This window comes from Pseudarthrobacter phenanthrenivorans, from assembly GCF_036455295.1.
GTDB classification, from domain to species: Bacteria; Actinomycetota; Actinomycetes; order Actinomycetales; family Micrococcaceae; genus Arthrobacter; species Arthrobacter phenanthrenivorans_C.
Genome location: NZ_JAYXNX010000007.1, coordinates 90889 through 115559, shown reverse-complemented (window position 1 = coordinate 115559; position 24671 = coordinate 90889). Strand labels below are relative to the sequence as shown.

The following is a 24671-nucleotide window of genomic DNA, read 5'->3' as shown; positions in this document are numbered from 1 at the left end:
CAGCTCTTTTTCGGCACAATCAAAAGCATGACTCCTAGCCCTGCCGTCTCCGCTGCCGGCGCCCTCGCCGCAGACCATCCACTGATGGACGGCCGTACCGCAGACTCACCGCTGATCACGGCCTACCGAGGGGGCAAGCCGTCCCGCCGCCCTGTCTGGTTCATGCGGCAGGCGGGCCGGTCACTGCCGGAGTACCTGAAGGTCCGCGAGGGCATCGCCATGCTTGACTCCTGCCTCCGGCCGGAGCTGGCCTCCGAGATCACGCTGCAGCCCGTCCGCCGGCATGACGTGGATGCTGGAATCTTCTTTTCGGACATTGTCATTCCCCTGAAGCTTGCCGGGGTGGGCGTCGACATCGTCCCGGGGGTAGGGCCCGTCCTGGACAAGCCCGTACGCACGGCGGCCGATGTCGCCGCCCTGCCGCAGCTCACGTGGGAAGCCCTGGAGCCCATCCGCGAAGCGGTCCGGCTGACGGTGGCGGAACTGGGAAAGACCCCACTCATCGGGTTCGCCGGTGCGCCGTTCACCCTGGCGGCCTACATGGTGGAAGGCAAGCCGTCCCGTGATCACCTCGGGCCCCGGACCATGATGCACGCGGACCCGGAGACCTGGACGGCGCTGGCCAACTGGGCCGCCGACGCCTCCGGCATGTTCCTGCAGGCCCAACTGGAGGCCGGCGCCTCCGCCGCGCAGCTCTTCGACTCCTGGGCCGGCTCGCTGGGACTTGCCGACTACACCAAATACGTTGCGCCGGCGTCGGCCCGCGCCCTGGACCACGTCCGGCACCTTGGTGCCCCGCTCATCCACTTCGGTACCGGCACGTCGGAACTGCTCGTGGCCATGCGCGACGTGGGCGTGGACGTGGTGGGCGTCGACTACAGGCTGCCCCTGGACGAGGCAAACCGCCGGTTGGGCGGAACCGTGCCGCTGCAGGGGAACATCGACCCCGCGCTCCTGGCAGCCCCCTGGGACATCCTCGAAGCGCACGTCCGTGACGTCATTGCCGCCGGTTCCGCCGCGCCCGGCCACGTCCTGAACCTGGGACACGGCGTTCCGCCCGAAACGGACCCGGACGTCCTGACGCGGGTGGTGGAGCTCATCCACTCCATCGCGCCGGAGTAAGCCATGGGCAGCTCGCCGGCGAAGCCCGGCAGGGCGCTGGTGGTGGGCGGCGGGATCTCCGGACTGCTCTCCGCCCGGGAACTCGCCGCGGCCGGTTATGAGGTGACCGTCCTCGAGGCGGGCACGGCGTGGGGCGGGTGCGTGGGCAGCCATACCGTCGCCGGGCTCACCTTGGACAGCGGCGCCGAGTCGTTCGCCACCAGGTCCGACGCCGTAGCCCGGCTCTGCGCCGAACTCGGGCTCGGCGGGGAAATTGTTCCCCCACGTCCCGGAGGTGCCTGGGTGCAGCTTCCGGACGGGCCCCGCGAGCTGCCCCGCGCCGGCGTACTGGGCATCCCCGCCAACCCCTGGGACCCCGAGGTCCGCAGGACGCTGGGTATCCTGGGCTCACTCCGCGCCTCCCTGGACCGGCTGCTGCCGGCCTCTGTGGGTGCCGGAGCCGGCGTCACCAGCGTCTCCTCCCTGGTCCGGACCCGGATGGGTTCGCGGGTGCTGGAACGGCTGGTCTCACCGGTGGTGGGCGGGGTCCACTCCGCTGATCCCGGCCTGCTCGACGTCGACATGGTGGCCCCCGGGCTGCGTGCCGGGCTGCGCAGGCATGGTTCCCTCGCTGCCGCGGTTTCGGCGCAGCGGCGTGGCGCAGGAACGCCCGGCAAAGCCCCGGGGGCCCAACCCGCCAAGGCTGGGTCCGCCGTCGCAGGCCTCAACCGCGGAATGCACACCCTGGTGGACGCCCTGGTGGCGGACCTCCGGGGCCGGGGAGTGACCCTCCTGCCGGGCACCCCCGCCACAACAATTTCCCGCTCCCCGGCCGGTTGGCATGTGCAGGGCGCGGGGACAACCTTCCATGGCACCCTGCTGGTCGTCGCGGTAGAGGGACCTGCCGCCGTCGGACTGCTGGAACAGGCGGTCCCCGCGGTCGCCGGAAAGAAACCGGCGGCGGGGCCCGACGTCAAACTGGTCACGCTGGTCCTGGACAAACCGGAGCTGGACCGGCGCCCCCGCGGAACGGGAATCCTGGTGGCGCCGCAGACACCGGGCGTCCAAGCCAAGGCGCTGACGCACGCCACCGGCAAATGGGACTGGCTGGCAGCCGCTGCCGGCCCGGGACGCCATGTGCTCCGTCTTTCCTATGGCCGCGTGGACGGTGCTTCGGCGCAGCCCTCCGGTCCCGAAACCGAGGATGAGCTGTTTACCGCCGCCCTCCGCGATGCCTCGGCCCTGTTGGGCGTCCGGATCTCCGGGGAGGACGTGCGGGGCTGGGACGTGGTCCGCTGGCGCGGGGCCCTGCCGTTCGCCGCCGTGGGGCACCGGGCACGGGCGGCGCAAATCCGCCAGGCGTGCACTGCCGCGGGCGGACTGGCCGTCGTGGGCGGCTGGGTGGCAGGGAACGGCCTTGCCGCTGTGGTGGCCGACACACGCGAGCAAATCGGCCTGCTGACCCTCACCTGAGCGTCGCTGCTGGTCAGGGCGGTTTCCGCTGCTGGACTGCTGTCCGCGGAACACCTCCGGCCGTGCTGTCCGGTTTCCAATCGGCCAATCGTTCTGGTTAGGGTCGATAACTATGGTTCAACACAGGTCCGAGCTTTCAATGTCCCGGACCGGTATCCATGGGGGAATCCGGCGAGGCACCGCAGCAGCGGCCGTCGGAGCGGTACTGGTTCTTTCCACCGGCGTCCAGGCGTCCCTGGCAGACGACGCAGTCCCCCCTCCGCAGGACCCCGCAGCCCCGGCCGCCACTGGTGCGGCCTTCGGGCTGTCCATCGCTGCCCGGCAAACCGCTGCCGCGACGGCCGGCGCGGCCGGGAACGGTGGGTCCGCCCCGCAGGGAAACGAGGGGCAGAACCCGGCAGGACCCGCGCCCGGCACCCCGGCAATAGGCACGCCGTCCGCACTCCCTGCGTTGCCCGGCGCCTTGCTTCCGGCGATCACCGTTTCCCCGTCCGGGGACTGGGCCCCGGCGCCTACAGCTCCGGCGACCTCGGGGACGCCGCTGGCTCCCGGCCCGCAAACCACGTCTGCTGCGGCGCCAACCGCGTCGCCCTCGGCCGCCCGGCCCGGGACGCCCGCCGCACCATTTGGTCCCGGCACGGCCTCCACGCCCGGTGCTGCGCCTGCGGCAGGAGCAGCTCCGGCCGCAGGCGTTACAAGCCAGTTGCCGGCAGTTGCCGCGCCGGCCGGGGGAGCCGCCCCCGGAGCCGGTCAGGGAGTGGCCGCCCCGGTGCCCGCCGAACAGTCCGCTGCGCCGGGTGCCGGTGCTGAGGGAAATTTCCTGCCCGGTACCCTCGGGGTCGGCTCCGAGGGACCCGGTGCGCAAGGAGCCACGGCCTCTCCGCTGCCCACAGCTCTGTCCATCAATGCCAGGAACTCCCAGCCCACGCGGATGCCGCAGGCGGCCGGCGAGCAGGCAGGCCCGGGACGGCCGGTGTCCTCCGTTGGGCCGCTGCGGGACATGCCCGGCGCCATGGTCTGGTTGGGCGCCGGGCTGGTTGGCGTGGGTGCCGCCGCGGGGCTGGTGTTCCTTCGCATGCGCCGCCCCTGATAAGCGGTCCATCGCGGCGTGCCGCACGGCAAAATGTGACTTTGCTCACTTCTACGAGTTGTAGAACTGTTCGGTTTCGTCTTGGGGGCAGGGAAGGGGCAAACTGGTAACCATGAGCCACACTTCTGCCGAATCTGTCACTAAAACCGAAGAATCAGCCGAGCAGTTCTTTACCCTTTGGACGGTATTCAAGCGGTCGGAGCCTGTGGTCCGCAGCGCTGACGCCGCCGCCGATTTCGAGGCGCTGCTGGAGCGGCTCGCCGCCGCCGGCGTCACGCACCGGGGCAGCTACGACGTCTCGGCCATGCGCGCCGATGCCGACGTCATGGTGTGGCTCCACGGCTCCAAGCCGGAGGCCCTGCAGCAGGCCATCCGCGACATCCGCCGCAGCACCCTCTTTGCCGGCACTGAAATCGTATGGTCCGCCATGGGTGTCCACCGCGAGGCCGAGTTCGCCAAGAACCACACGCCCGCCTACTCCCGGGGCGTGGCTCCCGCCGAGTGGCTTTGTGTCTACCCGTTCGTGCGGTCCTACGAGTGGTACATCCTGCCCGAGGCCGAGCGCGGCAAGATGCTCCGCGACCACGGCCTGCTGGGACGCGACTTCCCGCAGGTCATCTCCAACACCGTGTCCTCCTTCGCCTTGGGCGACTGGGAATGGATCCTGGGCCTGGAGGCGCCGGAGCTGGTGGACCTGGTGGATCTCATGCGTCACCTGCGCGCCACGGAGGCACGCAACCACGTGCGCGAGGAAGTTCCGTTCTACACCGGGCGCCGCATCTCCGCCGACGAGGTTGCCGAGGTCCTCGCGTGAGCCCGGAACAGCAGGCCACCGCAGTCAACCCCGTCACCGAGGCCGGACGGATGGCCCCGAAGAATTACGACGCCGTCCTGCTCGCCTCCTTCGGCGGCCCGGAAGGGCAGGAGGACGTCATCCCGTTCCTCCGGAACGTCACCCGCGGCCGCGGCATCCCGGACGAGCGGCTTGAGGAAGTCTCGCACCACTACCGGGCCAACGGCGGCGTCAGCCCCATCAACCAGCAGAACCGCGAGCTGAAGGCGGCACTGGAAGCCGAACTCGCTGCCCGCGGCATCGAGCTGCCCGTGCTGTGGGGCAACCGCAACTGGGCTCCCTACATCCCGGAGACCCTGCAGGAAGCGTACGACGCCGGCCACCGCCGGGTGCTGATGCTCACCACGAGTGCCTACTCCTGTTACTCCAGCTGCCGCCAGTACCGCGAGGACATCGGCATGGCGCTGACGGAGACCGGCCTGGACGGCAAACTCGAAGTGGACAAGGTCCGCCAGTACTTCGACCACCCCGGTTTCGTGGAGCCGTTCGTGGAGGGCACCGCCGCCGGCCTGGCTGAGGTGCGGGCCAAGCTCGCCGAAGCAGGCACGCCGGACGCCCCCGTCCACGTCCTGTTCGCTACCCACTCCATTCCCACCCGCGACGCCGAGGCCGCAGGCCGGTCCGAAGGTGAGCCGCGCCAGTTCGAGGAAGGCTCCGCCTACGTGGCCCAGCACCTGGCCAATGGCACGGCCGTCATGGGGCGGGTCAAGGACGAATCCGGGCTCGACGCGCCATGGTCCCTGGTGTACCAGTCCCGTTCGGGTGCCCCGCATGTGCCGTGGCTGGAACCGGACATCAACGACGCCATTGAGGAACTAGCCGGCCAGGGCGTCAAGGGCATCGTCATCGTTCCCCTCGGCTTTGTCAGTGACCACATGGAAGTTGTCTGGGACCTGGACACCGAGGCCATGGAAACCTGTGCCAACCTGGGACTGGTGGCCACCCGCGTTCCCACCCCCGGGACACACCGCAAGTTTGTGGACGGCCTGGTGGACCTGATCTGCGAGCGGACCGTGGCCAACAACATCAGCGACCGCCCGGCATTTACCGATCTTGGTCCCTGGTACGACGTCTGCAGGCCGGGCTGCTGCGCCAACTTCCGCGGCGAAAAGCCGACCATTTCGGGCGCGGACACCACTGTTGGCACCGGGCACGACCCGTACCCCTCAGACACTGCCGGTGAAACGGCGCAGCCGTGACCGTCCGGATCGGAACCCGCGCCAGCAAACTGGCGCTCACCCAGACCCGGCAGACGGCGGACCAGCTCGCCGCCGTCGGAGGCTTCCCCGTGGAGCTGGTGCACGTCCGCACGGACGGGGACGTCCTCACCGGACCGCTGTCCCAGATGGGCGGCACCGGCGTCTTTGTCGCCGCCCTGCGTGACGCGCTCCTGCGCAACGAGTGCGATGTGGCCGTCCACTCGCTCAAGGACCTGCCCACAGGTGCGGCGGTAGGGCTCAGCCTTGCCGCCACGCCGCGGCGGGTGGACGTCCGGGACGTCCTGTGTGCCCGTGATGGCTTGAAGCTTGCCGACCTGCCGGTCGGAGCCCGCGTCGGCACCGGTTCGCCGCGGCGTGCAGCCCAGCTGCGGGCGGCCCGGGCGGACCTGGACATCGTGGACATCCGCGGCAACGTGGACACCCGGCTGGGCCGGGTTCCCGGACTGCCCGGCAACGCCACTGACCAGGTGGTGGCCGGAAAGTCCTGCGACCTGGACGCGGTGGTCCTTGCGGCTGCCGGCCTGGAACGGATTGGCAGGCTTGACGCCGTCACCGAGTACCTGGAAACCGATGTCATGCTGCCTGCAGCCGGCCAGGGTTCCCTTGCCATCGAATGCCGGACGGCCGATGCTCCGCCGAAACCGGGGTCAACAGAAGGCTCCCGGGAGGTGCTGGCCCAGGCCCTGGCGGCTTTGGACGACCCCGACACCCGCCTCGCCGTCACTGCCGAGCGCGCCTTGCTGGCCCGGCTCGAGGCGGGCTGCGCCGCTCCGGTGGGGGCCTACGCCTACCGCAAAGGCAGCATGCTGCACCTTGAAGCGGTGGTCTGCGCCGTTGACGGTACCGACACCGTGCGTGACAAGCGCGCCACCGACGGGTTGACGGAAGTGGGCGCCACCTTGCTGGGCATTGAACTGGCCGAAGCCCTCCTTGCCGCCGGCGCCGCCGACATCGCAGACCTGCAGGCGTCCTGACCTGGCGATGACGGAGCCTTCCAGCGGGTCCGGAGCCCAGGCACCGCTTGGCGGGGCGCGGGTCCTGGTCACCCGCAGCCCTGAACGGTCCGCTGCCCTCGTGGCGGCGCTGGAAGAGGCCGGCGCAACGCCGGTGCTGTTGCCGCTCATCGACTTCGAACGGGCCCCGGACCAGCACGCACTGGATGTCGCCTGCGACGCCCTGGCCGCGGGCGCCTTTGACTGGCTGGTGGTCAGCAGCGCCACTACGGTCCACGTCCTCCTGGAAAAGGCAGCGGAACGGGGGCTGGGCCTGGACCAGCTGGTTCCCTCCGGGACGCTGATTGCCGCCATCGGTCCCGCAACACGCAGATTGCTCGAGGCCGGGGGACTGGCTGTCGCCCTCACCCCGCCCGGAGAGCAGTCGGCTGCCGGCCTGCTTGACGTCTGGCCAGGGACAGGCAGGATCCTCCTGCCGCAGGCGGACATCGCCTCACCCGCCCTGGCTGACGGACTGGCGGCGGCGGACAGCAATGTCACCACGGTGACTGCGTACCGCACTGTCGACTATCCCGCGGCAGCGGAGCGTCGTCTCGCCGTCCGGACGGCGGCGGACGACGCCGGTGTGCAGCCGCCGTCGTACTCCCTCCTGACCCCGGAAGCTGCCGCCGCTGACATCGCGGCAGGCCGCATGGCCGCGGTGATCGCCGCGTCGCCAAGCGCAGTCCGCCGGGTCGCCGGGCTTGGGCCGCTGGCCGGCTGCCGGCTGGTGGTGATCGGCCGTTCGACGGCGGACCAGGCAGTTGCCCTGGGCCTTGACGTGGCAGCCGTGGCGGCGGAGCCCACCCCCGACGGACTGGTGGCGGCCGTTGCGAAGGCGCTTAGCCCGCCCTGACGAAGCCGCAGCGCTTCCCCGTTAACCAACAGCCTCAAAAGACAAACGCGAAGGACCGGACCCATGACTTTCCCCCACCAACGCCCCCGCCGCCTGCGCACCACCCCCGCCATGCGCCGGCTGACCGCCGAAACCCGCCTCGCACCGTCGGAACTCATCCTTCCTGCCTTCATCCGCGAGGGACTGACGGAGCCGAACCCCATCACGTCCATGCCCGGCGTCGTCCAGCACACCACCGACACCCTCAAGCGGGCCGCTGCGGAGGCGGTTGAGCTGGGCCTGGGCGGCATCATGCTCTTCGGCATTCCCCAAACGCGCGACGCCGAAGGGACCGCCGCCCTCGATCCGGAGGGGGTGCTGAATAAAGCCATCCGTGACGTCCGGGCCGAGGTGGGCGATGACCTGGTGGTCATGAGCGACGTGTGCCTGGACGAATTCACGGACCACGGGCACTGCGGAGTGCTCGACGCCGAGGGCTACGTGGACAACGACCACACGGTGGAGATCTACGCACGGATGGCCGTGGCGCAGGCCGAAGCAGGCGCCCACATGCTTGGCCCCTCGGGCATGATGGACGGCCAGATCGCCGCTATCCGCTCGGCCCTGGACGACGCCGGCCACGTAAACACGTCGCTTATCGCCTATGCGGCGAAGTATGCCTCGGCGTTCTACGGCCCCTTCCGGGAAGCGGTTGACTCCCAGCTCAAGGGCGACCGCCGGACCTACCAGATGGACGCCGGCAACCGCACCGAAGCCCTGCGCGAGGTGGAACTGGACCTCGCCGAAGGCGCCGACATCATCATGGTCAAGCCGGCCATGAGCTATCTGGACATCGTTGCGGACGTGGCAGCGATGAGCCCCGTCCCCGTGTCCGCGTACCAGATCTCCGGCGAGTACGCCATGATCGAGGCCGCGGCCGCCAACGGCTGGATCGACCGGCGTGCCGCCATCACCGAATCCGTGCTGGGCATCCGCCGCGCCGGCGCCCACACCGTCCTCACCTACTGGGCCGCCGAGCTGGCCGGCTGGCTCAAGGAATCCAGGTGACAGACGGACCGGCCGTCGGACCCACCACACCGGTGGGGGAGGACAGCATCCTCCTCGGCCTGAACACGTTCGGGGACGTCGGCGTAAATTCCGACGGCAGCCCGCAGCCGCACGCCCAGGTCCTGCGCCAACTGCTGGAGCAGGCCGAACTTGCAGACGCCGTCGGACTCCATGCCTTTGGCGTGGGGGAGCACCACCGCAAGGACTACGCCGTGTCCGCGCCGGAAGTCTTCCTGGCCGCAGCCGCGGCACGGACTACCCGCATCCGCCTTGGTTCGGCAGTGACCGTGCTGAGCTCGGACGATCCCATCCGGGTGTTCCAGCGCTTTGCAACCGTCGATGCCGTCTCCGACGGCCGCGCCGAAGTGATGCTGGGACGGGGATCCTTCGTGGAGTCCTTCCCGCTGTTCGGCCTGGACCTGGCGGACTACGAGATGCTGTTCGAGGAAAAGCTGGAGTTGTTCAGCAAGGTCCGGGCCCAAAAACCGGTGCACTGGGAGGGCCGTACCCGGCCGGCCCTGCACGGTTTGAGCGTCTACCCGCCGCTGGAACACCACCTGCTGCCCACATGGATCGGCGTAGGCGGAACACCGGAGTCCGTGCTCCGCTGCGCCCACTACGGCTTTCCGATCATCTTCGCCATCATCGGCGGGCAGCCCCGGGGGTTCCGGCCGCTGGCCGACCTGTACCGGGAGGCCATGTCCAAGTACGGGCACCCGATGCAGCAGATCGCCACCCACTCGCCGGGACATGTGGCCGACACCGACGAGCAGGCCCGGGAGGAACTGTTCCCGCACTGGCTGCAGCTGCGCAACAAGCTCGGGGCCGAGCGCGGGTGGGGGCCGGCCGGGCGGGGCGAGTTCGACGCCCTGTGCTCCACGGAAGGCGCCCTCTACGTTGGATCGCCGGAAACGGTGGCCCGTAAAATCGTCCGGCTGAAGCGCACCCTGGGCGTCGACCGCTTCGACCTCAAATACAGCAACGGTCCGCTGCCGCACGCGTCCATGATGCGCTCCATTGAACTGATGGGCACGGCGGTGGCACCCCGGGTCGCCGAGCTGCTCGCAGGCTGACCCTGCCCCTGGCTCAACCGTGTTGCCGGCCCCATGCTGCCCGGCTCACCTGCTAACTGAGAGAATAGGAACCATGACTTCCAGCAACGCCCGCAACGAGGCACTCTTCGACCGCGCCCGCCAGCTGATGCCGGGCGGGGTCAACTCCCCGGTCCGTGCCTTTGGCTCGGTCGGCGGCACGCCGCGCTTCATGGTCTCGGCCAAGGGAGCGTACCTGACCGACGCCGATGGCAAGGAATACGTGGACCTGGTCTGCTCGTGGGGACCGGCACTGCTGGGCCACGCCCACCCGGCCGTCCTCGACGCCGTTCACGCTGCAGTGGACCGCGGCCTCTCCTTCGGCGCCTCCACCCCGGACGAGGCCAACCTGGCCGCCATCGTGCAGGAACGCGTGCCCGCCGTCGAGCGCCTCCGCATGGTGTCCACCGGAACCGAAGCCACCATGACGGCGGTCCGTTTGGCCCGCGGCTTCACCGGCCGGAACCTCATCATCAAATTCGCCGGCTGCTACCACGGCCACCTGGACGGCCTCCTGGCCGCGGCAGGCTCGGGCGTGGCAACCCTTGCCCTGCCCGGTTCCGCCGGCGTCACCGAAGCCACCGCGGCCGAAACCCTGGTGCTCCCGTACAACGACCTCACGGCCGTCAAGGAAGCTTTCGCCGCTCACGGGCAGGACATCGCCGCCGTGATCACGGAGGCCGCACCGGCCAACATGGGGGTAGTCACCCCGGCTGAAGGGTTCAACGCCGGGCTGTCGCGGATCACCCGCGAGCACGGCGCGCTCCTCATCATCGATGAGGTCCTCACCGGTTTCCGCACCGGCTACTCCGGTTACTGGGGCCTCACCGGCGGTGCGCCGGATGCCGAGGACCCGTGGACACCTGACCTGCTCACTTTCGGAAAGGTCATCGGCGGCGGCATGCCGACGGCGGCGCTCGGCGGCCGCGCAGACGTCATGGACTACCTGGCACCCACCGGCCCCGTGTACCAGGCCGGCACCCTGTCCGGAAACCCGGTGGCCATGGCGGCTGGTGTTGCCACCCTGACCCACGCCACCCGGGACGTCTACTCCTTTATTGACGTCCGGTCGCTGGAACTGTCCTCCGCCGTCTCCAGCGCCCTGGATGCCGCAGGTGTTGACCACTCCATCCAGTTCGCGGGGAACCTCTTCTCGGTGGCGTTCGGTACCTCGGCCAACGGCGTCCACAACTACGCCGACGCGCAGGCGCAGGAGGCGTTCCGCTACGCCCCGTTCTTCCACTCGATGCTGGAATCAGGGGTCTACCTGCCGCCGTCCGTCTTCGAGGCCTGGTTCCTCTCCGCGGCTCACGACGACGACGCGATGAACCGGATCTACGACGCGCTGCCGGCCGCCGCCAAGGCCGCCGCTGCCGCCCAGGCGTAACTGCGGGGGACGGCGCGTCCCTTTCACTCCCATAGACAAAGAAATCCCCGCCTTCACACTGCAGGCGGGGATTTCTTTTCGTGCTTCGGGTACTACAGGACGTCGGAGAGGAAACCTTTGAGGCGGTCCGTCCGGGGGTCGGTAAAGAGTTGCTCGGGCGGCCCCGACTCCACCACCACACCGGCATCCATGAAAGTCACGGCGTCCGAGACGTTGCGGGAGAAGCCCATCTCGTGGGTTACCACCACCATGGTCATGCCGCCTTTGGCGAGGTCCGTCATCAATGCCAGGACGCCCTTGACCAGTTCCGGGTCCAGGGCGGAGGTGGCCTCGTCGAAGAACATGACCTCAGGCTTCATGGCAAGCGCGCGGGCAATGGCCACGCGCTGCTGCTGGCCACCGGAAAGATTGGCCGGACGGGAATCAGCCTTGTGCTTCAGGCCCACCAGGTCCAGCTGCTCCAGCGCCTCGCTGCGCGCCTCCTCCTTGGAGAGCTTGCGCAGCTTCCGCAGGGCCAGTGAGACGTTTTCCTCCACGGTCTTGTGCGGGAAGAGGTTGAACTGCTGGAACACCATGCCGATCCGGCGCCGGAGCTCATCCGGGTTGTCCTTCAACACCGAGCGGCCATCGAGCAGGATGTCGCCCTGGTCAGGTTCGATCAGCCGGTTCATGACCCGCAGCAGCGTGGACTTCCCGGACCCTGACGGGCCAATGACTGACGCCGTGGTGCCTTGGGGCACGTGCAGGTCGATGCCCCGCAGGACGTGGTTGCTGCCAAAGGAAAGGTGGATGTTCTTGGCGCTCAGTGTTCCCGACGCAAATTCGCTCATGCCTGGGCTCCCTTTCCAACGACAGCCGCGGCGTCGTCCGGTTCTTTCTTTTCGGGCCGCCCCGTACGCAGCCGGGCGTCGATGTGGTTGACCAGGTGGGTGAGCGGAATAGTCATGGCCAGGTAGAAAATGGCAGCTGCCACGTACGGGGACAGGTTACCGCTGCGAGCCGCGGCGTCCTGGCCGATTTGGAACAGTTCCCGTTCCGAGGCCAGCAGGCCCAGGGTGAATACCAAAGAGGAATCCTTGATCAGCGCAATGAACTGGTTCATGAGGGCAGGAAGCACCCGGCGAATACCCTGGGGAACCACTACGAGGCGCATGGACGGGCCGTAGCCGAATCCCAGGGCACGTGACGCCTCAAGCTGCCCTTTGTCTACGCTCTGAATTCCGGAACGGAAGATTTCGCCCGTGTACGCGGCGGCCATGAGCGCCAGAGCGGCGACGCCCATGGGGTAAGGGCTGTTGCTGCCCGTCATCTCGCGGAAGATCGGTCCGAATCCAAGGCCGATGACCAGAATGGTGAGGACCGCCGGGAGTCCACGAAAAACGTCTGTGTACACCCGGGCGGCCCACCGAGCCACAGGATTTCGCGAAATACCCATGAGAGCCAGGATCAGGCCGGCGAAGGCCCCGATGAGTCCGGAAGTGATCGCAAGGACCAGGGTATTGGGCAGGCCCACCGCAAACATGCTTGGCAGAACTTCAGCGATCTTGTTCCAGTCAAGGAAGGTCTCTCCGAGTCGTGTCAGGAAATCCATATGGCTTCGCTATCTTTTCTGGGTAGCCGGTGTCTAGTTCGCTGGGACCTTGACGGCCTTGCTGCCTGGCTTCCAACCCTCGGGGGTCTGCTCGGCAGCTGTCGGGCGGTCCGTGTACCACTGGGCCGTCAGCTTGGACCAGGTGCCGTCGGCAACGACGGCATCAAGGGCGGAATTCAGCGCTTCGAGCAGGGCAGGGTTGTCCTTGGCGACGGCGTAGGCGGTGAAATTCTGCGTGTTGAGCTTCTTCTCGGCGATTTTCGTGCCGTCGCCGGGCTTGACCTGGCCGGTTGCCTGCTGGGAAGGAGCCACCCAGGCGTCGACCTGCCCGCTCTTCAGGCTGGCAAAGACAGTGTTGTAGTCGGGGAAGGAAACAGGCTCAATGTTCAGGGTGTTCTTGACGTAGTCTTCCTGGACACTGCCGCTGACGACGCCAATGCGCAGGCCGCTCTTCAGTCCGGCGAACGTCTGTACCTTGGCATCTTCTTTGGTTACCAGAGCCATGTAGCCGAAGTCGTAGCCATTGGTGAACGCAACCGTTTCACGGCGGGCGTCGGTGGTGGAAATCGAGGAGGATCCGACGTCGAACTGCTTGTTCTTGACCTGGCTGAGGAGCGCCTGGAACTTGGTGGAGGCGAACTCGACCTTGAGCCCGAGCTTGTCGGCCATCGCGCGCAGAAGCTCATTGTCATAGCCAGTGAACTTGCCGGAGGAATCAACGAAGATGTTGGGCGGTGCGTCCGAGAGTGTGCCCACGCGCAGGGTGCCCTCGGTGATGAGGCCGAGCTTGGTTTTGTCGATCTTGTCGATCGGGGTGACGTTGGCGGTGGTGTACTTGTCCAGCGTCTGCTGGTCACTGCCCTTCAGGGCGTCCGTGGGGGAGCCGCTGGGCTGGGAGGAAGCGCCGCCGCAGGCTGCGAGGGAAACCGCGAGGGCAAGTGCAACGGGAGCGGTAGTGAGCCACTTCATCGCTTTGATTTTCATCAGGTTGTCACTTTCATATGAGTCATAAGTCGACCGGGCCGCAAGGCAGCGCTAAGGCGCCTGGCACCTGCCCGGCGCTGCTTGGGGTGTCCCGGGCAGGGGTGACCGCAAAACTTTATTGTCTCACTAGGGTGACAACGCCTTGCCAGTTGAAGAAAGAGGGCCGGTGAGGCCTCAACGCCGAATTGGGTTCGCTCTCCGGGCTCCGGCGTACTGGATCACACTTGCGACTGCCCGGTTACGGCGAAGGATTCTCTGGTACCCGGCGACGGTTTTATTAAGCAGCGTGACTGTGACATGCCTCCCACTTAGTGGCTGTCCGCCGAGGATTAGAAGCCGCCGGCGGTGGCATCCTGGGGCGGCAGCACGGGCCAGTCTCCCTCAATCACCGCGGCCGGTTTGGTCTTCCTGAGGTACCCCTGAAAGTCTGCCGCCTGGCTGACTGCCCAGTCCACCTGCAGCTGGTGGAGCTCCCGGGCCGGCATCACCAGCTTGGGGAACTTTCCGGCCATCGCATCAAGGACCCGAAGGGTAGCCAGGGCGTCCGCAGCGGAGGTGTGGGCGTTGTCCAGGACCACGCCGTATTCCTCGCACAAGGCGGTGAGCGTGCGTTTGCCCTTGCGGTACCGGTCCACCTGCTTGTTCATGATGTAGGGGTCCAGGACCGGGAAGCGCGTGAGCTGGGGAATTCCGTAGCGGGCCGATTCAGCGGCAAGCACGGTGAAGTCGTAGCTCGCGTTGAAGGCGATCACCGGGGTGCCTGAGTCGAAGAGCTCCTGCAGCACCGCGGCGACCTCGCGCGTGACTTCGTGCGCAGGCCTGCCGTCACGCCTGGCCTGTTCGGTGGTCACTCCATGGACGTCGCTGGCCTCGGTGGGAATTTCCACGCCCGGATCGGCCAGCCACTCGTGCTCCTTGATGACCTCACCCCCCTGGTCCACGACAGTGATCGACGCGGTGACAATTCTTGCCGCCCGCGAGTTGCGGCCGGTGGTTTCCAGGTCGAAGGCTGCGCGTGGGAGGGTGTTCCAGGAACTCATGCTTCAACGCTAAGGGGAGCCACCGACAATTCCGGGGAACGCCACTGCGGCTACATTGGATCAATGCGGAACGAGTACGTCCAGGCGGTCCTGGCAGTCGTCAGGCTGGTGCCGGCCGGGACCGCAGTCTCCTACGGGGACGTCGCAGAGCTTTTGGGGTCAGGCGGTCCGCGCCAGGTTGGCTCGGTCATGAGCCATCACGGGGGCGGGTCCGCATGGTGGCGCATCCTGAAGGCCAGCGGACATGCACCCGAGGGCCACGAAGCCGAGGCGCTGCTTCTTTATCTTGAGGAAGGCACCCCGCTTTTGGGTGCCTATAGTTCTTATCTGCGGACCGGCGAGGGACGTTGGCGGGTGGACCTGGCCACCGCGCGCTGGGCTCCGACAGACAGCGATTTTGACAGTATCGATGCAGTCGCCGAGGACTTGGAGCGCCGCCTCCATGGATTGTCGGTGCCTGATGATGGAATGGTTTTGTGACCGTAACACTTCCTTTCACCGGCCCTTGGGACCCTCACCGTGACGAGCCGGGGAGTGGCCAGGAACCGGCTTTTGCCGCCGGGAGCAGCCCGGATGCCAGCAGCGATCTTTCCCGCGTGCCCGCCCTTCGGCTGCTCCCGCCCAGGCAGGTGCACGCGGCGGCGCTACGAATGACTCCCGACCAGCAGGCAGCGGTGGACGTTACCCAGGGCTCAGGACCAGTGCTGGTGCCGGGCGCCCCGGGAACGGGAAAGACCACCGTCCTCGTCGAGGCCGCGGTCCAAAGGGTCCTCCGTGACGGCGTCGACCCGGAACGGATGCTGATCCTTGCGCCCACGCGTCTTGCAGCGGATTTCCTGCGCGACCGGTTTACCGCCCGGCTGGACCGGAGCCTCAGCACTACTCCCGCCAGGACATGGGCCTCTTACGCCTTCGACCTGATCCGGCGGGCAAAGGCACAGGGCATAATCCCGCTCTCAAGGCCGCCGCGTCTGCTCTCCGGCCCGGAGCAGGACCTCATCATCAAGGAACTCCTGGAGGGCCACCGGATTCCGGGGCTGGAACTGCCATGGCCAGCGGATCTGGACGGCGCCTTGGAAACCCGCGGGTTCCGCCAGGAAGTACGGCAACTTTTTGACCGCATCATTGAATCGGGGCGCACAGCCGAAGACCTCGCCCACATGGCGGATGAATGCGGCCGGCCCGACTGGAAAGCCGCAGCCGCCCTGTACGCCGAATACCGCGACGTCCTTGACCTGCGCATGCCCGAGGCCTTCGATCCCGCCGGGATCATCACGGCCGCCAGGCAGATCTTCCAGGACGCACCGGAATTCCTGGCCGCCGAGCGGGCCCGCCTGCAGGTTGTCCTGGTGGACGACATCCAGGAAGCCAACCCCGCCATTTTCGAACTGCTGGCCGATGTCGCCGCCGGCAGCGACTGCTACGTGACGTCTTCCCCGGACACAGTGGTCCAGGGCTTCCGGGGAGCCCGGCCCGATTTGGTGGCTGAACTGCCCCGCCTTCTTTCAGCCCAGGCGTCCGTCATTGAGCGACCGCTGCGGCACGCCCATGGCCTGGCGCCAGCGGTGGCGGGGGCGTGGCTGAACGTGGCAGGCCGAATTTCGCAGCGTGCCGGTGGACAGCAGGCACGCCGCCTCGAACCGCCGGTCTGGGATGGGCAACCCACGGTCACCGCGGAGCCCAATAGCGCCCCGCAGCGGTCCGCTGCCCATATGACGGGGAAGGTGGAGGCCCACCTGGTCCCTACTCCGGTGCATGAGCTGCGGTACGTGGCACAGCGGATTCTGGACCAGCACATTAACCACAACCGCGATCTGGCGGATATCGCCGTGATCGTACGCAACGGCGGCCAGGTCAGCGAGTTGCAGCGCTACCTGTCGGGGCAGGGTATCCCCGTAAGGGTTCCGGTGGCCGAGTCCGCGGTCCGGGATGAGGTGGCCGTGCGTCCGCTCCTTGACGCCTTCGCGATCGCCCTGGATCCGGAGCTGTTGACGCCGGAAGCCGCGGTGTCACTCCTTACCTCCCGCATCGGGGGTGCCACCTCCATTGAGCTGCGCAGGCTGCGGCAATCGCTGCGCCGCGAGGAACTGCTGGGCGGCGGCGGCCGCGCCAGCGACGCGCTGCTCGTGGAGGCCCTGCTCGAACCCGGCGCCCTCGGTGCACTCGGAATCGAGGGCCGCGCCGCCCGCCGGACCGCACGTATGATTCAGGCGGGGCAGGAGGCGGCCTCCCTGCCAGGTGCAAATGCGGAGTCCGTGTTGTGGGCACTGTGGGATTCCACGGGACTGTCTTCTGCATGGACCGCCATTGCCCTGTCGGGCGGACCCCATGGCGCACGTGCAGACCGCGATCTTGACGCCATGATGGCGCTCTTCCACACAGCGGAGCGCTATGTGGACCAGATGCCCGGCGCCGGCCCGGAACAGTTCCTGGAATACCTCCTGAACCAGGAGCTTCCCATGGACACCCTTGCCGCCCGCGCCCAGATGGACGATGCCGTGGAGCTGATGACCCCGGCCAGTGCGGCAGGCCGGGAATGGCCTGTGGTCATCATTGCGGGGCTGCAGGAAGGAGTCTGGCCCAACACGCGGCTCCGCGGGGAACTGTTGGGCAGCACCCTGTACGCCGACGCCGTGGAGCACGGCCCTGCATACGCCCTGCAGCGCGACCCACTGAGCCGGTTGCGGGATATCCGCTATGACGAACTCCGCAGCTTCTCCACGGCGGTGTCAAGGGCACGCGAGCTGTTGGTCTGTACGGCAGTATCGTCGGAGGACCACCAGCCCTCGTCCTTCCTGGACTTCGTGGCGCCGCTGGCCCCCGGACAGGAGAGCAGGACCTTCACCCACGTGGAACGTCCCATGACGCTGCGCGCCCTTGTCGCCGAACTGCGGCAACACGCCCAGCTGGACGGCCAGGACCTGGATGGCAAGGGTTCGGTGCAGGCGGAAGAGGCCGCCAGGGTCCTTGCGTATCTCGCCGCGGTGGAACCGGCAGCCGCAGGCGCCCACCCGGACTCGTGGTGGGGACTTGCCCCCCTGACCTCTTCGGAGGCAATTGTCCCCCCGGGGGGAACAGTGTCAGTGTCCCCGTCGAAGGTCGAAACGGTCCACAAGTCCCCACTTGACTGGTTCGTCCAGGCAGCAGGTGGCGAGGCCGCCACCGATTTTGCCCGCAGCCTGGGCACGCTGGTGCATGCCATCGCCCAGGACATGCCCGACGCCTCGGGGTCCGAGTACGTCGCGGAACTCGTAAGGCGCTGGCCCGCCCTTGGCATGAAGGACAACTGGGAGGGACGGCTCGACTTCCAGCGTGCCGAGGCCATGGTGCGCAAGCTGGCGCAGTACGTGCTGTCCATGAGGAGTGAAGGCCGCAGCCTGCTGGGCGTGGAGCTGGACTTCGAAGTGGCACTTGGGGAAGTGGGCGTGGACGAGGGCCCGGCGCGGGAGGCTGTCCTCCGAGGCCAGGTGGACCGGCTGGAAATCGACGGCGAAGGCCGCTTGGTGGTGGTGGACCTCAAGACCGGCAAACGGCAGCCGGGAAAGGACGAACTAACCCGCCATCCCCAGCTCGGTGCATATCAGGCGGCAGTTTTGGCCGGTGGTTTTGACGCCGGCCGGGATGCCCCGGGCCTTCCCGGTGGTGCGGTGCTGGCACAGCTCGGAACCGGTGCAAAGAGTCCCGCAATCCAACAACAGCAACCACTCGACCCGCAGGAGAACTGGGCCTTGGACATGGTCAAGGAGGCGGCCGCCGTCATGGGCGGCAGTGAATTCGTTGCACGGCATGATCCCGCCAAGGGCAGCCACGGCGGCCACGGCTGCCGGCTCCCGGAGGTTTGCCCGCTGTGTGTACGCGGACGCCAGGTGACCGAATGAGTACTGCAGGGTCCGCCATCACACCAGCACAGCCTGCACCGGCAGCGCGTTTCAGCCCGGAAGAACTGTCCGTGCTGCTCGGCGAAAAGAACACTCCCACTCCTGAGCAGTCCGCCATCATTTCTTCCCCCCTTGCGCCGAGGCTGGTTATCGCCGGTGCCGGATCGGGAAAGACTGCCACCATGGCGGACCGGGTGGTGTGGCTCGTGGCCAACGGCTGGGTTACCCCCGAAGAAGTCCTGGGTGTGACCTTCACCCGCAAGGCCGCCGGCGAACTTGCCACCCGGATCAGGTCCAAACTTCTGGCGCTCCAGCGGCTCGCCGCAAATGACACCCGGCACGATGTCTTCCCTGCGGGCCTGCTCGACAGTGATGCGCTGGAGCCGAAAGTGTCCACCTACCACTCGTTCGCCAGCGGTATCGTCTCCGACTATGGGCTTCGGCTCGGCGTGGAGCGCGACGTCGTACTGCTTGGCGGCGCGCAGGCCTGGCAGTTGGCCAGAGAGGTCGTCGAGGCCTACGACGGCGAATACGAGCACTTCCGCGCGGCCAAATCCACGCTTGTCAAAGCCGTCATCCAGCTCGCCGGAGAGTGCGCCGAACACCTCCAGGAACCGGAGGATGTCGAGGCCTGGTTGATGGCCCGGCTTGCGGAGTTTGAAGCCCTGCCCTATCTGGCAGACAAGATGAAGAACCCGCCCAAGGCTGCCGCCGATCTCGCGGACATGTTGCGGACCCGTGCAAGCGTTGCCGACATGGTGGGCCGCTACGCAGCAGCCAAACGTGCCCGCGGCGCCCTCGACTTCGGGGACCTGGTGGCCCTCGCCGCAAAGGTGGCCCAGGACGTTCCGCTGGCTGCGCAGATGGAGCGCCAACGGTACAAGGTGGTCCTCCTCGACGAGTTCCAGGACACGTCCCATGCCCAGCTCGTCCTCTTCTCCCGCCTCTTTGGGGGTGGCCATGCCGTGACGGCGGTGGGTGACCCCAACCAGTCAATCTACGGCTTCCGTGGTGCTTCCGCCGGACAGTTGTTCCACTTTGTCCGTGAGTTCCCCGTCCGTGCTGATGCGCCCGCCAACGGCGCCGGTTGGGCGCCTGCCCCAACGTCCTATCTGACAACGGCATGGCGCAACGGCAGGTCCATCCTTGCGGCCGCCAACGTCATGTCGCAGTCCCTTGGCCGCGCGTCTGCAGACAATGGGCCGGCCGGCGGCAGATCGTCCACCGCGAAGGTTCCTCCGCTGCAGCCCAGCCCGTACGCCGTGGAAGGCAGGGTGGTGCTGGGCAGGTTTGCCAGCGACGTCGACGAAGCCGCCGCGCTTGCTGACGACGTCCTTCGGTACCGCGTCACCGACTTCGAGCTGAAAGCGGACGGTACTGCCGAACCGCCTGCCCTCGCGGTGCTGTGCCGGCGGCGGGCCCAAATGGAGCCAGTCCGGCGGCAGTTCGAAGCCCGGGGAATTCCCTACGAAATCGTCGGCCTGGGCGGTCTCCTGGACACCCCGGAGATCGTCGACCTGGTCGCCACCTTGCGGGTCCTGGCCGATCCAGGCCGCTCTGACGCCCTCATGCGGCTGCTCGCAGGGGCACGTTGGCGGATAGGCCCTGCCGATCTCATGGCGCTGCGGGACTGGTCCGGCCAGCTGGCCCGGAGCCGCGGGAGGGCGGCGCAGGGGTCCGAAGCCGGCAGCGGCGACATTGACACCGATGAAGCAGATGCGCCCGTCCTCGAGGGTGACCTCACAGACGGGGCAAGCCTGGTGGAAGCCCTGGACTTCCTGCCCCGCGAGGGCTGGACCTCGACGAATGGCCGTACGCTCAGTGCTGGGGCGCGCAGCAGGTTGGCCCGGTTGTCACTCGAGCTGCGGCAGTTGCGCGCCTACTTGGGCGACGACCTCACCACGCTGCTGGGGGAAGTGGAAAGGGCCATGCTGCTGGACATCGAGGTGGCAGCGCGACCCGGGATCAGCATCCACCAGGCCCGCCGAAACCTCGATGCCTTCCAGGATGCAGCCGCCGGGTTCCTCCGCACCTCCCAACGCGTGGACATCCTCGCGTTCCTGTCCTGGCTGGAGGCCGCCTCAGCGGAGGAAAACGGGTTGGAAGCGCCTGCCAGCGACGTCAACAGGGAAGCCGTGCAGCTGTTGACCGTCCATGCATCCAAAGGCCTGGAATGGGATGTTGTATTCGTCCCGGGAATGAACACCGGGGCATTTCCAAGCGACAGGGATTCCCGTTGGAGCAGCGGCGCAGCTGCGCTGCCATGGCCTTTGCGGGGAGACCGGTCAGACCTGCCGCAGTGGGACCTCGACCAGCCTGATCAAAAAGGCTGGCTTGATGCCGAGAAGGATTACAAAGCCGCCGTCCAGGCTCACGGCGAGTCTGAGGAACGGCGTCTGGCGTACGTCGCCTACACCAGGGCCAAGCATGTGCTGTGGGTGTCCAGCGCCGGTTGGGTAGGGTCCCGGGCCGGGCGGGCGGAGATGTCGCCGTTCCTCGCCGAGCTCGAAACCCTGACGCAACCGGCTGAGGGCGGGGTGCCTCCGCGCGCCCTGGTGCACCGGTTGTCGCTGGACGAGGCTGCGCTCCCGGACCAAAGTCCGCTGACACTGGAATCAGAAGAAGCAGCCTGGCCTTACGACCCCCTCGAAGGGCCTGTGGATCCCCGGGACGGTCAGCGGTTGCGCCTGGCGCGCGGGCGCCGGACAGCGATGGAAGCAGCCGCCCGGAGGGTTCTTGCGGTCCTTGAGGCCGGGGGGCAGCCGGGTCCGTTGGAGCGGGCAGGCCATGCGGCCAGTTCCGGGAAGGGGACCGGCGCCCTGCCCGGTCCCCGGCCCGACCTCACCGGGCCAGCGGCAGGCTGGGCGCGGGAAGCGGCCCTGCTGCTGGAGCGCAGGGCAAGAAGGTCCAGCGGACAGGATGTGCACCTGCCCACCCACATCTCCGCTTCCACCCTCGTGGACCTGGGAGACGACCCCCATGCGGTGTTGGGGCGGCTCCGGCGTCCCGTTCCGCGCGAGCCAGGCATGTCGGCTCGGAAGGGAACCGCGTTCCACGCGTGGGTAGAGGAGTACTTCGGAACCGCGGGGATGCTGGACCTTGGCGAGGCGCCCGGTTCGGACGACCACATTGATGCGGCCTACGACCTCGACGAGATGGTGGCAACCTTCAAGGCTTCCCCCTGGGCTGACAGGTCACCGGCGTTCGTCGAGGTCCCGGTGGAGACAAGGGTGGGGGAGGTCGTGGTGCGTGGACGCGTGGATGCAGTTTTCCAGGATGCCGGCGGCCGCTGGGACCTGGTCGACTGGAAGACCGGCCGGCGGCCGTCCGCCGCCCAACTGAAGACCCGCTCCATCCAGTTGGCTGTGTACCGGCTGGCGTGGGCGCGCCTCCAGAATGTTCCGCTGGAGGAAGTGCGGGCCGCATTCTTCTATGTCGCGGACAACGCAGTGGTGCGCCCGCATGACCTGGGAACGGCAGCAGAGCTGGAAAACATCTTTGCGGCAGCACTCAGCCGCCCGTAGGCCGCACAGGGCTGCGGGCGGAGGGGGGACTATCTCCCCGGTTCAGCCCTGCTTCGCGTTGATCACCGAAAGGGCGGCTGTGGACGTGTCATCCGGACCCTTGGCGCCGCCATCCGGATCCTGCCCTTCAGTGCCGGTATGCGGCGGCTCCGCCGGGATGGGTGTTACGTCCACTGCGGGTCGTGCCTCAGGTGAAGGCTTTGCCTGGGCCGCCTCTGGCTGGACGCCGACGGCGGGGTCTGCGTGGACGGCGGGTTCGGCTGGGACAGGGATGACCGTGACCGCGGGAGTGACCGCAGAACTGCCGCTTCCAGTGGCAGGGGCAGCACTGTCGGTTGCGGGCCGGGCGGGGGCCGCCGTTCCCGCGTTCCCGGAACCGCTGGTGGCCGGAAGTGGTTCCACGCTGATGGGCCGGCCCCCATATTCGGCGATGTCGTCCGCCAGGCTCTGGAGCATTCCTTCGGCCTCGCTGACCATCTCCTGGTCTCCGGCAGCCAGCCCCTTCACCAGGTACTGCGCCAAGGCGAACTCAGCAGACAGCGCGGCCCGGCGCAGCAGGTGCTGGTCCGGGACGTCGCGCCGGCTGGACGTGTATGAGGCCAGGACGGCGTCAATGAAATCCTGTTCATTGGACGCCACCAGCCAGGCGAAGTCGTCGGCAGGATCGCCGATGCGCAGGTCTGTCCAACCGGTTACCGCGGTCACCCGGCCCGATTCCACCAGCAGGTTGTCCTCGTGCAGGTCGCCGTGGACCACGCAGGGGTTGAACCGCCAAAGGGAGACGTCCTCCATGGCGTGTTCCCAGCGGCGCAGCAGGGCTGCCGGGATCTTCCCGGTGGTTGCTGCCTGGTCCAGTTCGTTCAGGCGCCGCTGCCGGAACTCGTTGGGGGTGTAGCTGGGCAGGTCGGCATTGCTGACCAGTGACCGGGGCAGGTCGTGGACCGCGGCCAGGGCGGAGCCGAGTTCGCGGGCCAGGCCGGCCGGCCCGGAGGTCAGCTCTTCGACGCTGCGGGTGCTTCCGGACAGGTGTGAGTAGACAAAGGTGGTCAGCGTTCCCAGGCGGACACTGCCGGCCACCGTCGGCATGAGGAATGGCAATTCCGCGCGCACGCCGGGAGCGAAGGCCCGCAACACCAGGAACTCCGTTTCCAGCCGGGCACTGGCCTCGGCGTGGCGCGGAGACCGGACCCGCCAGCGTTTGCCTTCGGAATCGAGGAGCAGGGCCGAGTCGAAGTCCGCGGGGTCGTCCGGCGCGGAGCTAACGGCCGTCGGGGTCAGTCCGGGGACTGCCGCGGTTGCGATAGCCGCGAGTTCAATCGGTTTTCTTCTCACTGTTCCACGGTAGATTGCCCGCCGTCCCGAAGAGCGGTCCGGTTGCGGCGAGTCTTCAGATAGCTGCAAATAGGGCTGCGGGCCCCAGCCGGACAGGACCGGGAAAATGTGAAATGTCGGCGGCAGTCAGTACGGTGGAACCATGAGTTATGCCGAGTCCGTAGCATCCGTCAACCAGGCTGTACCGGCACGGCTGCCGGCCAACCATCTGGTGGACACCCTCCTCCCGGTAAGGCCCGCCCTGGTGGACCGCGGATCTGCAGTGCGCGGCAGGCCCGGCATGATCGATGAACTCCTGGCAGATCCGGATGCCGTGGCCGCGGTCCTGTCAGGACGGCAGGGGCTGGTGCAGGGAAGCTCCATGGTCCTCACCGGGGCCAAGGACCTCCTGGCCCGTCTGGAGGAAGCAGGATGCGCGCCTGAACTCGTCGTGTACCTGGGATCGGCCTTGCCGGCAGCGGACCTTCCGGCCGGAACCGAGCTGCTGCTTTTCGTCCTGCCGGAAGCCCCGGAGCCAGGTACCGCCGGGATTCCCGCCGACGCGGTCTGGGCCGGGTTCCGGGAGGCCGCAGCAGGCCTGACTTCCACCTCCACTGCCTTGTTCGTGGAGTCCAGCGCCATCGCCAACTGGCACGCAGCCCACACGCACTGCCCGCGCTGCGGTACGCCCACACGGGTGGAATCCGGCGGCTGGGTGCGGCGGTGCCCTTCGGACAATTCCGAACACTTCCCGCGCACGGACCCGGCCATTATTGTTACGGTGGTCGGCCCGGATGACCGGCTCCTCCTCGGCGGCGGGGGTCCCCTGGACGCGAAAAACTACTCCACCCTGGCCGGATTCGTCGAACCGGGCGAGTCGCTCGAAGAAGCGGTCGTACGCGAGATCCAGGAGGAGGTGGGAGTCCGCGTCACAGCCTGCCAGTACCTGGGTTCCCAGTCATGGCCGTTCCCTGCCTCCCTTATGCTTGGATTCACCGCGGTCACCGAAGACACCCAGGCAACGCCCGACGGCGTCGAGGTCACCAGGGCCCGCTGGTTCAGCCGTGCGGAACTCCAGGAAGCGGTGCTCAGCGGGGAGATCACCATCTCCAGCAGGCTGTCCATTGCCCGTTCACTGATTGAGCACTGGTATGGCGGCCGCATCCAGGACCTGGCCGGCGCCTAGGTTATTCCATCCACAAGACTCCAGCACGCGGTAGTCGGGAAACAAAG

19 protein-coding genes are annotated in these 24671 nt (G+C 67.7%); 14 read left to right on the top strand and 5 right to left on the bottom strand.

Annotated features, from left to right (window positions below):
- Positions 1 to 27: 27 nt before the first annotated feature.
- The 10 genes from hemE (at position 28) to hemL (ending at position 11110) form a co-directional block, all read left to right on the top strand.
- Complete coding sequence (gene hemE, locus VXJ37_RS11130) at positions 28 to 1122, top strand: uroporphyrinogen decarboxylase (RefSeq protein ID WP_331323102.1); 1095 nt, start codon at positions 28 to 30, stop codon at positions 1120 to 1122.
- A 3-nt stretch (positions 1123 to 1125) separates the two neighbouring features.
- A complete protein-coding gene (hemG, locus tag VXJ37_RS11125) occupies positions 1126 to 2574 on the top strand; it encodes a protoporphyrinogen oxidase (RefSeq protein ID WP_331323101.1) in 1449 nt (482 codons plus the stop codon).
- 112 nt (positions 2575 to 2686) lie between these two features.
- Positions 2687 to 3664 carry a hypothetical protein gene (locus tag VXJ37_RS11120; protein ID WP_331323100.1) on the top strand — a complete coding sequence of 326 codons (978 nt, stop codon included), beginning with the start codon at positions 2687 to 2689 and terminating at the stop codon, positions 3662 to 3664.
- 112 nt (positions 3665 to 3776) lie between these two features.
- Positions 3777 to 4478: a hydrogen peroxide-dependent heme synthase gene (gene hemQ, locus VXJ37_RS11115; RefSeq protein WP_331323099.1), complete on the top strand. Its 702-nt coding sequence runs from the start codon at positions 3777 to 3779 to the stop codon at positions 4476 to 4478.
- A gap of 50 nt (positions 4479 to 4528) precedes the next feature.
- Positions 4529 to 5716: a ferrochelatase gene (locus VXJ37_RS11110; protein ID WP_331323207.1), complete on the top strand. Its 1188-nt coding sequence runs from the start codon at positions 4529 to 4531 to the stop codon at positions 5714 to 5716.
- Positions 5713 to 6711 carry a hydroxymethylbilane synthase gene (hemC, locus tag VXJ37_RS11105; protein ID WP_331323098.1) on the top strand — a complete coding sequence of 333 codons (999 nt, stop codon included), beginning with the start codon at positions 5713 to 5715 and terminating at the stop codon, positions 6709 to 6711. Before VXJ37_RS11110 ends, hemC begins: the two co-directional genes overlap by 4 nt.
- Before the next feature lie 7 nt (positions 6712 to 6718).
- Entirely contained in the window at positions 6719 to 7585 is an 867-nt protein-coding gene (locus VXJ37_RS11100) for a uroporphyrinogen-III synthase (RefSeq protein ID WP_331323097.1), read from the top strand.
- Positions 7586 to 7648: 63 nt separating this feature from the next.
- Positions 7649 to 8632, top strand: coding sequence for a porphobilinogen synthase (hemB, locus tag VXJ37_RS11095; RefSeq protein WP_331323096.1), 984 nt, complete (start codon positions 7649 to 7651; stop codon positions 8630 to 8632).
- Positions 8629 to 9705: an LLM class flavin-dependent oxidoreductase gene (locus VXJ37_RS11090; RefSeq protein WP_331323094.1), complete on the top strand. Its 1077-nt coding sequence runs from the start codon at positions 8629 to 8631 to the stop codon at positions 9703 to 9705. The genes hemB and VXJ37_RS11090 overlap by 4 nt, the downstream gene beginning before the upstream one ends.
- Before the next feature lie 73 nt (positions 9706 to 9778).
- On the top strand, positions 9779 to 11110 hold the full coding sequence (hemL, locus tag VXJ37_RS11085) for a glutamate-1-semialdehyde 2,1-aminomutase (RefSeq protein ID WP_331323092.1): 1332 nt from the start codon (positions 9779 to 9781) through the stop codon (positions 11108 to 11110).
- 92 nt (positions 11111 to 11202) lie between these two features.
- Here hemL and VXJ37_RS11080 read toward each other — a convergent pair whose 3' ends face one another.
- The 4 genes from VXJ37_RS11080 to VXJ37_RS11065 all read right to left on the bottom strand — a co-directional run bounded on the left by VXJ37_RS11080 (position 11203) and on the right by VXJ37_RS11065 (position 14725).
- A complete protein-coding gene (locus tag VXJ37_RS11080; RefSeq protein ID WP_141942339.1) occupies positions 11203 to 11940 on the bottom strand; it encodes an amino acid ABC transporter ATP-binding protein in 738 nt (245 codons plus the stop codon).
- A complete protein-coding gene (locus tag VXJ37_RS11075) occupies positions 11937 to 12701 on the bottom strand; it encodes an amino acid ABC transporter permease (protein WP_331323091.1) in 765 nt (254 codons plus the stop codon). Before VXJ37_RS11075 ends, VXJ37_RS11080 begins: the two co-directional genes overlap by 4 nt.
- A gap of 33 nt (positions 12702 to 12734) precedes the next feature.
- On the bottom strand, positions 12735 to 13685 hold the full coding sequence (locus VXJ37_RS11070; RefSeq protein ID WP_141942335.1) for a substrate-binding periplasmic protein: 951 nt from the start codon (positions 13683 to 13685) through the stop codon (positions 12735 to 12737).
- 329 nt (positions 13686 to 14014) lie between these two features.
- Positions 14015 to 14725, bottom strand: coding sequence for a 3'-5' exonuclease (locus VXJ37_RS11065; protein ID WP_331323090.1), 711 nt, complete (start codon positions 14723 to 14725; stop codon positions 14015 to 14017).
- A 63-nt stretch (positions 14726 to 14788) separates the two neighbouring features.
- Between VXJ37_RS11065 and VXJ37_RS11060 the strand changes: the two genes are divergently transcribed.
- The 3 genes from VXJ37_RS11060 (at position 14789) to VXJ37_RS11050 (ending at position 22127) form a co-directional block, all read left to right on the top strand.
- Positions 14789 to 15205: an MGMT family protein gene (locus VXJ37_RS11060; protein ID WP_331323089.1), complete on the top strand. Its 417-nt coding sequence runs from the start codon at positions 14789 to 14791 to the stop codon at positions 15203 to 15205.
- A 170-nt stretch (positions 15206 to 15375) separates the two neighbouring features.
- A complete protein-coding gene (locus tag VXJ37_RS11055; protein WP_331323206.1) occupies positions 15376 to 18603 on the top strand; it encodes an ATP-dependent helicase in 3228 nt (1075 codons plus the stop codon).
- Positions 18600 to 22127 carry an ATP-dependent DNA helicase gene (locus VXJ37_RS11050; RefSeq protein WP_331323088.1) on the top strand — a complete coding sequence of 1176 codons (3528 nt, stop codon included), beginning with the start codon at positions 18600 to 18602 and terminating at the stop codon, positions 22125 to 22127. The genes VXJ37_RS11055 and VXJ37_RS11050 overlap by 4 nt, the downstream gene beginning before the upstream one ends.
- A 42-nt stretch (positions 22128 to 22169) precedes the next feature.
- On the opposite strand, the gene VXJ37_RS11045 is transcribed toward VXJ37_RS11050, so the two are convergent.
- Entirely contained in the window at positions 22170 to 23459 is a 1290-nt protein-coding gene (locus VXJ37_RS11045) for a macrolide 2'-phosphotransferase (protein WP_331323087.1), read from the bottom strand.
- A gap of 142 nt (positions 23460 to 23601) precedes the next feature.
- Here VXJ37_RS11045 and nudC point away from each other — a divergent pair, with 142 nt between their 5' ends.
- Positions 23602 to 24624 (top strand): NAD(+) diphosphatase, encoded by a 1023-nt coding sequence (gene nudC, locus VXJ37_RS11040; protein WP_331323086.1) that lies wholly within the window; start codon positions 23602 to 23604, stop codon positions 24622 to 24624.
- Positions 24625 to 24671: the final 47 nt, after the last annotated feature.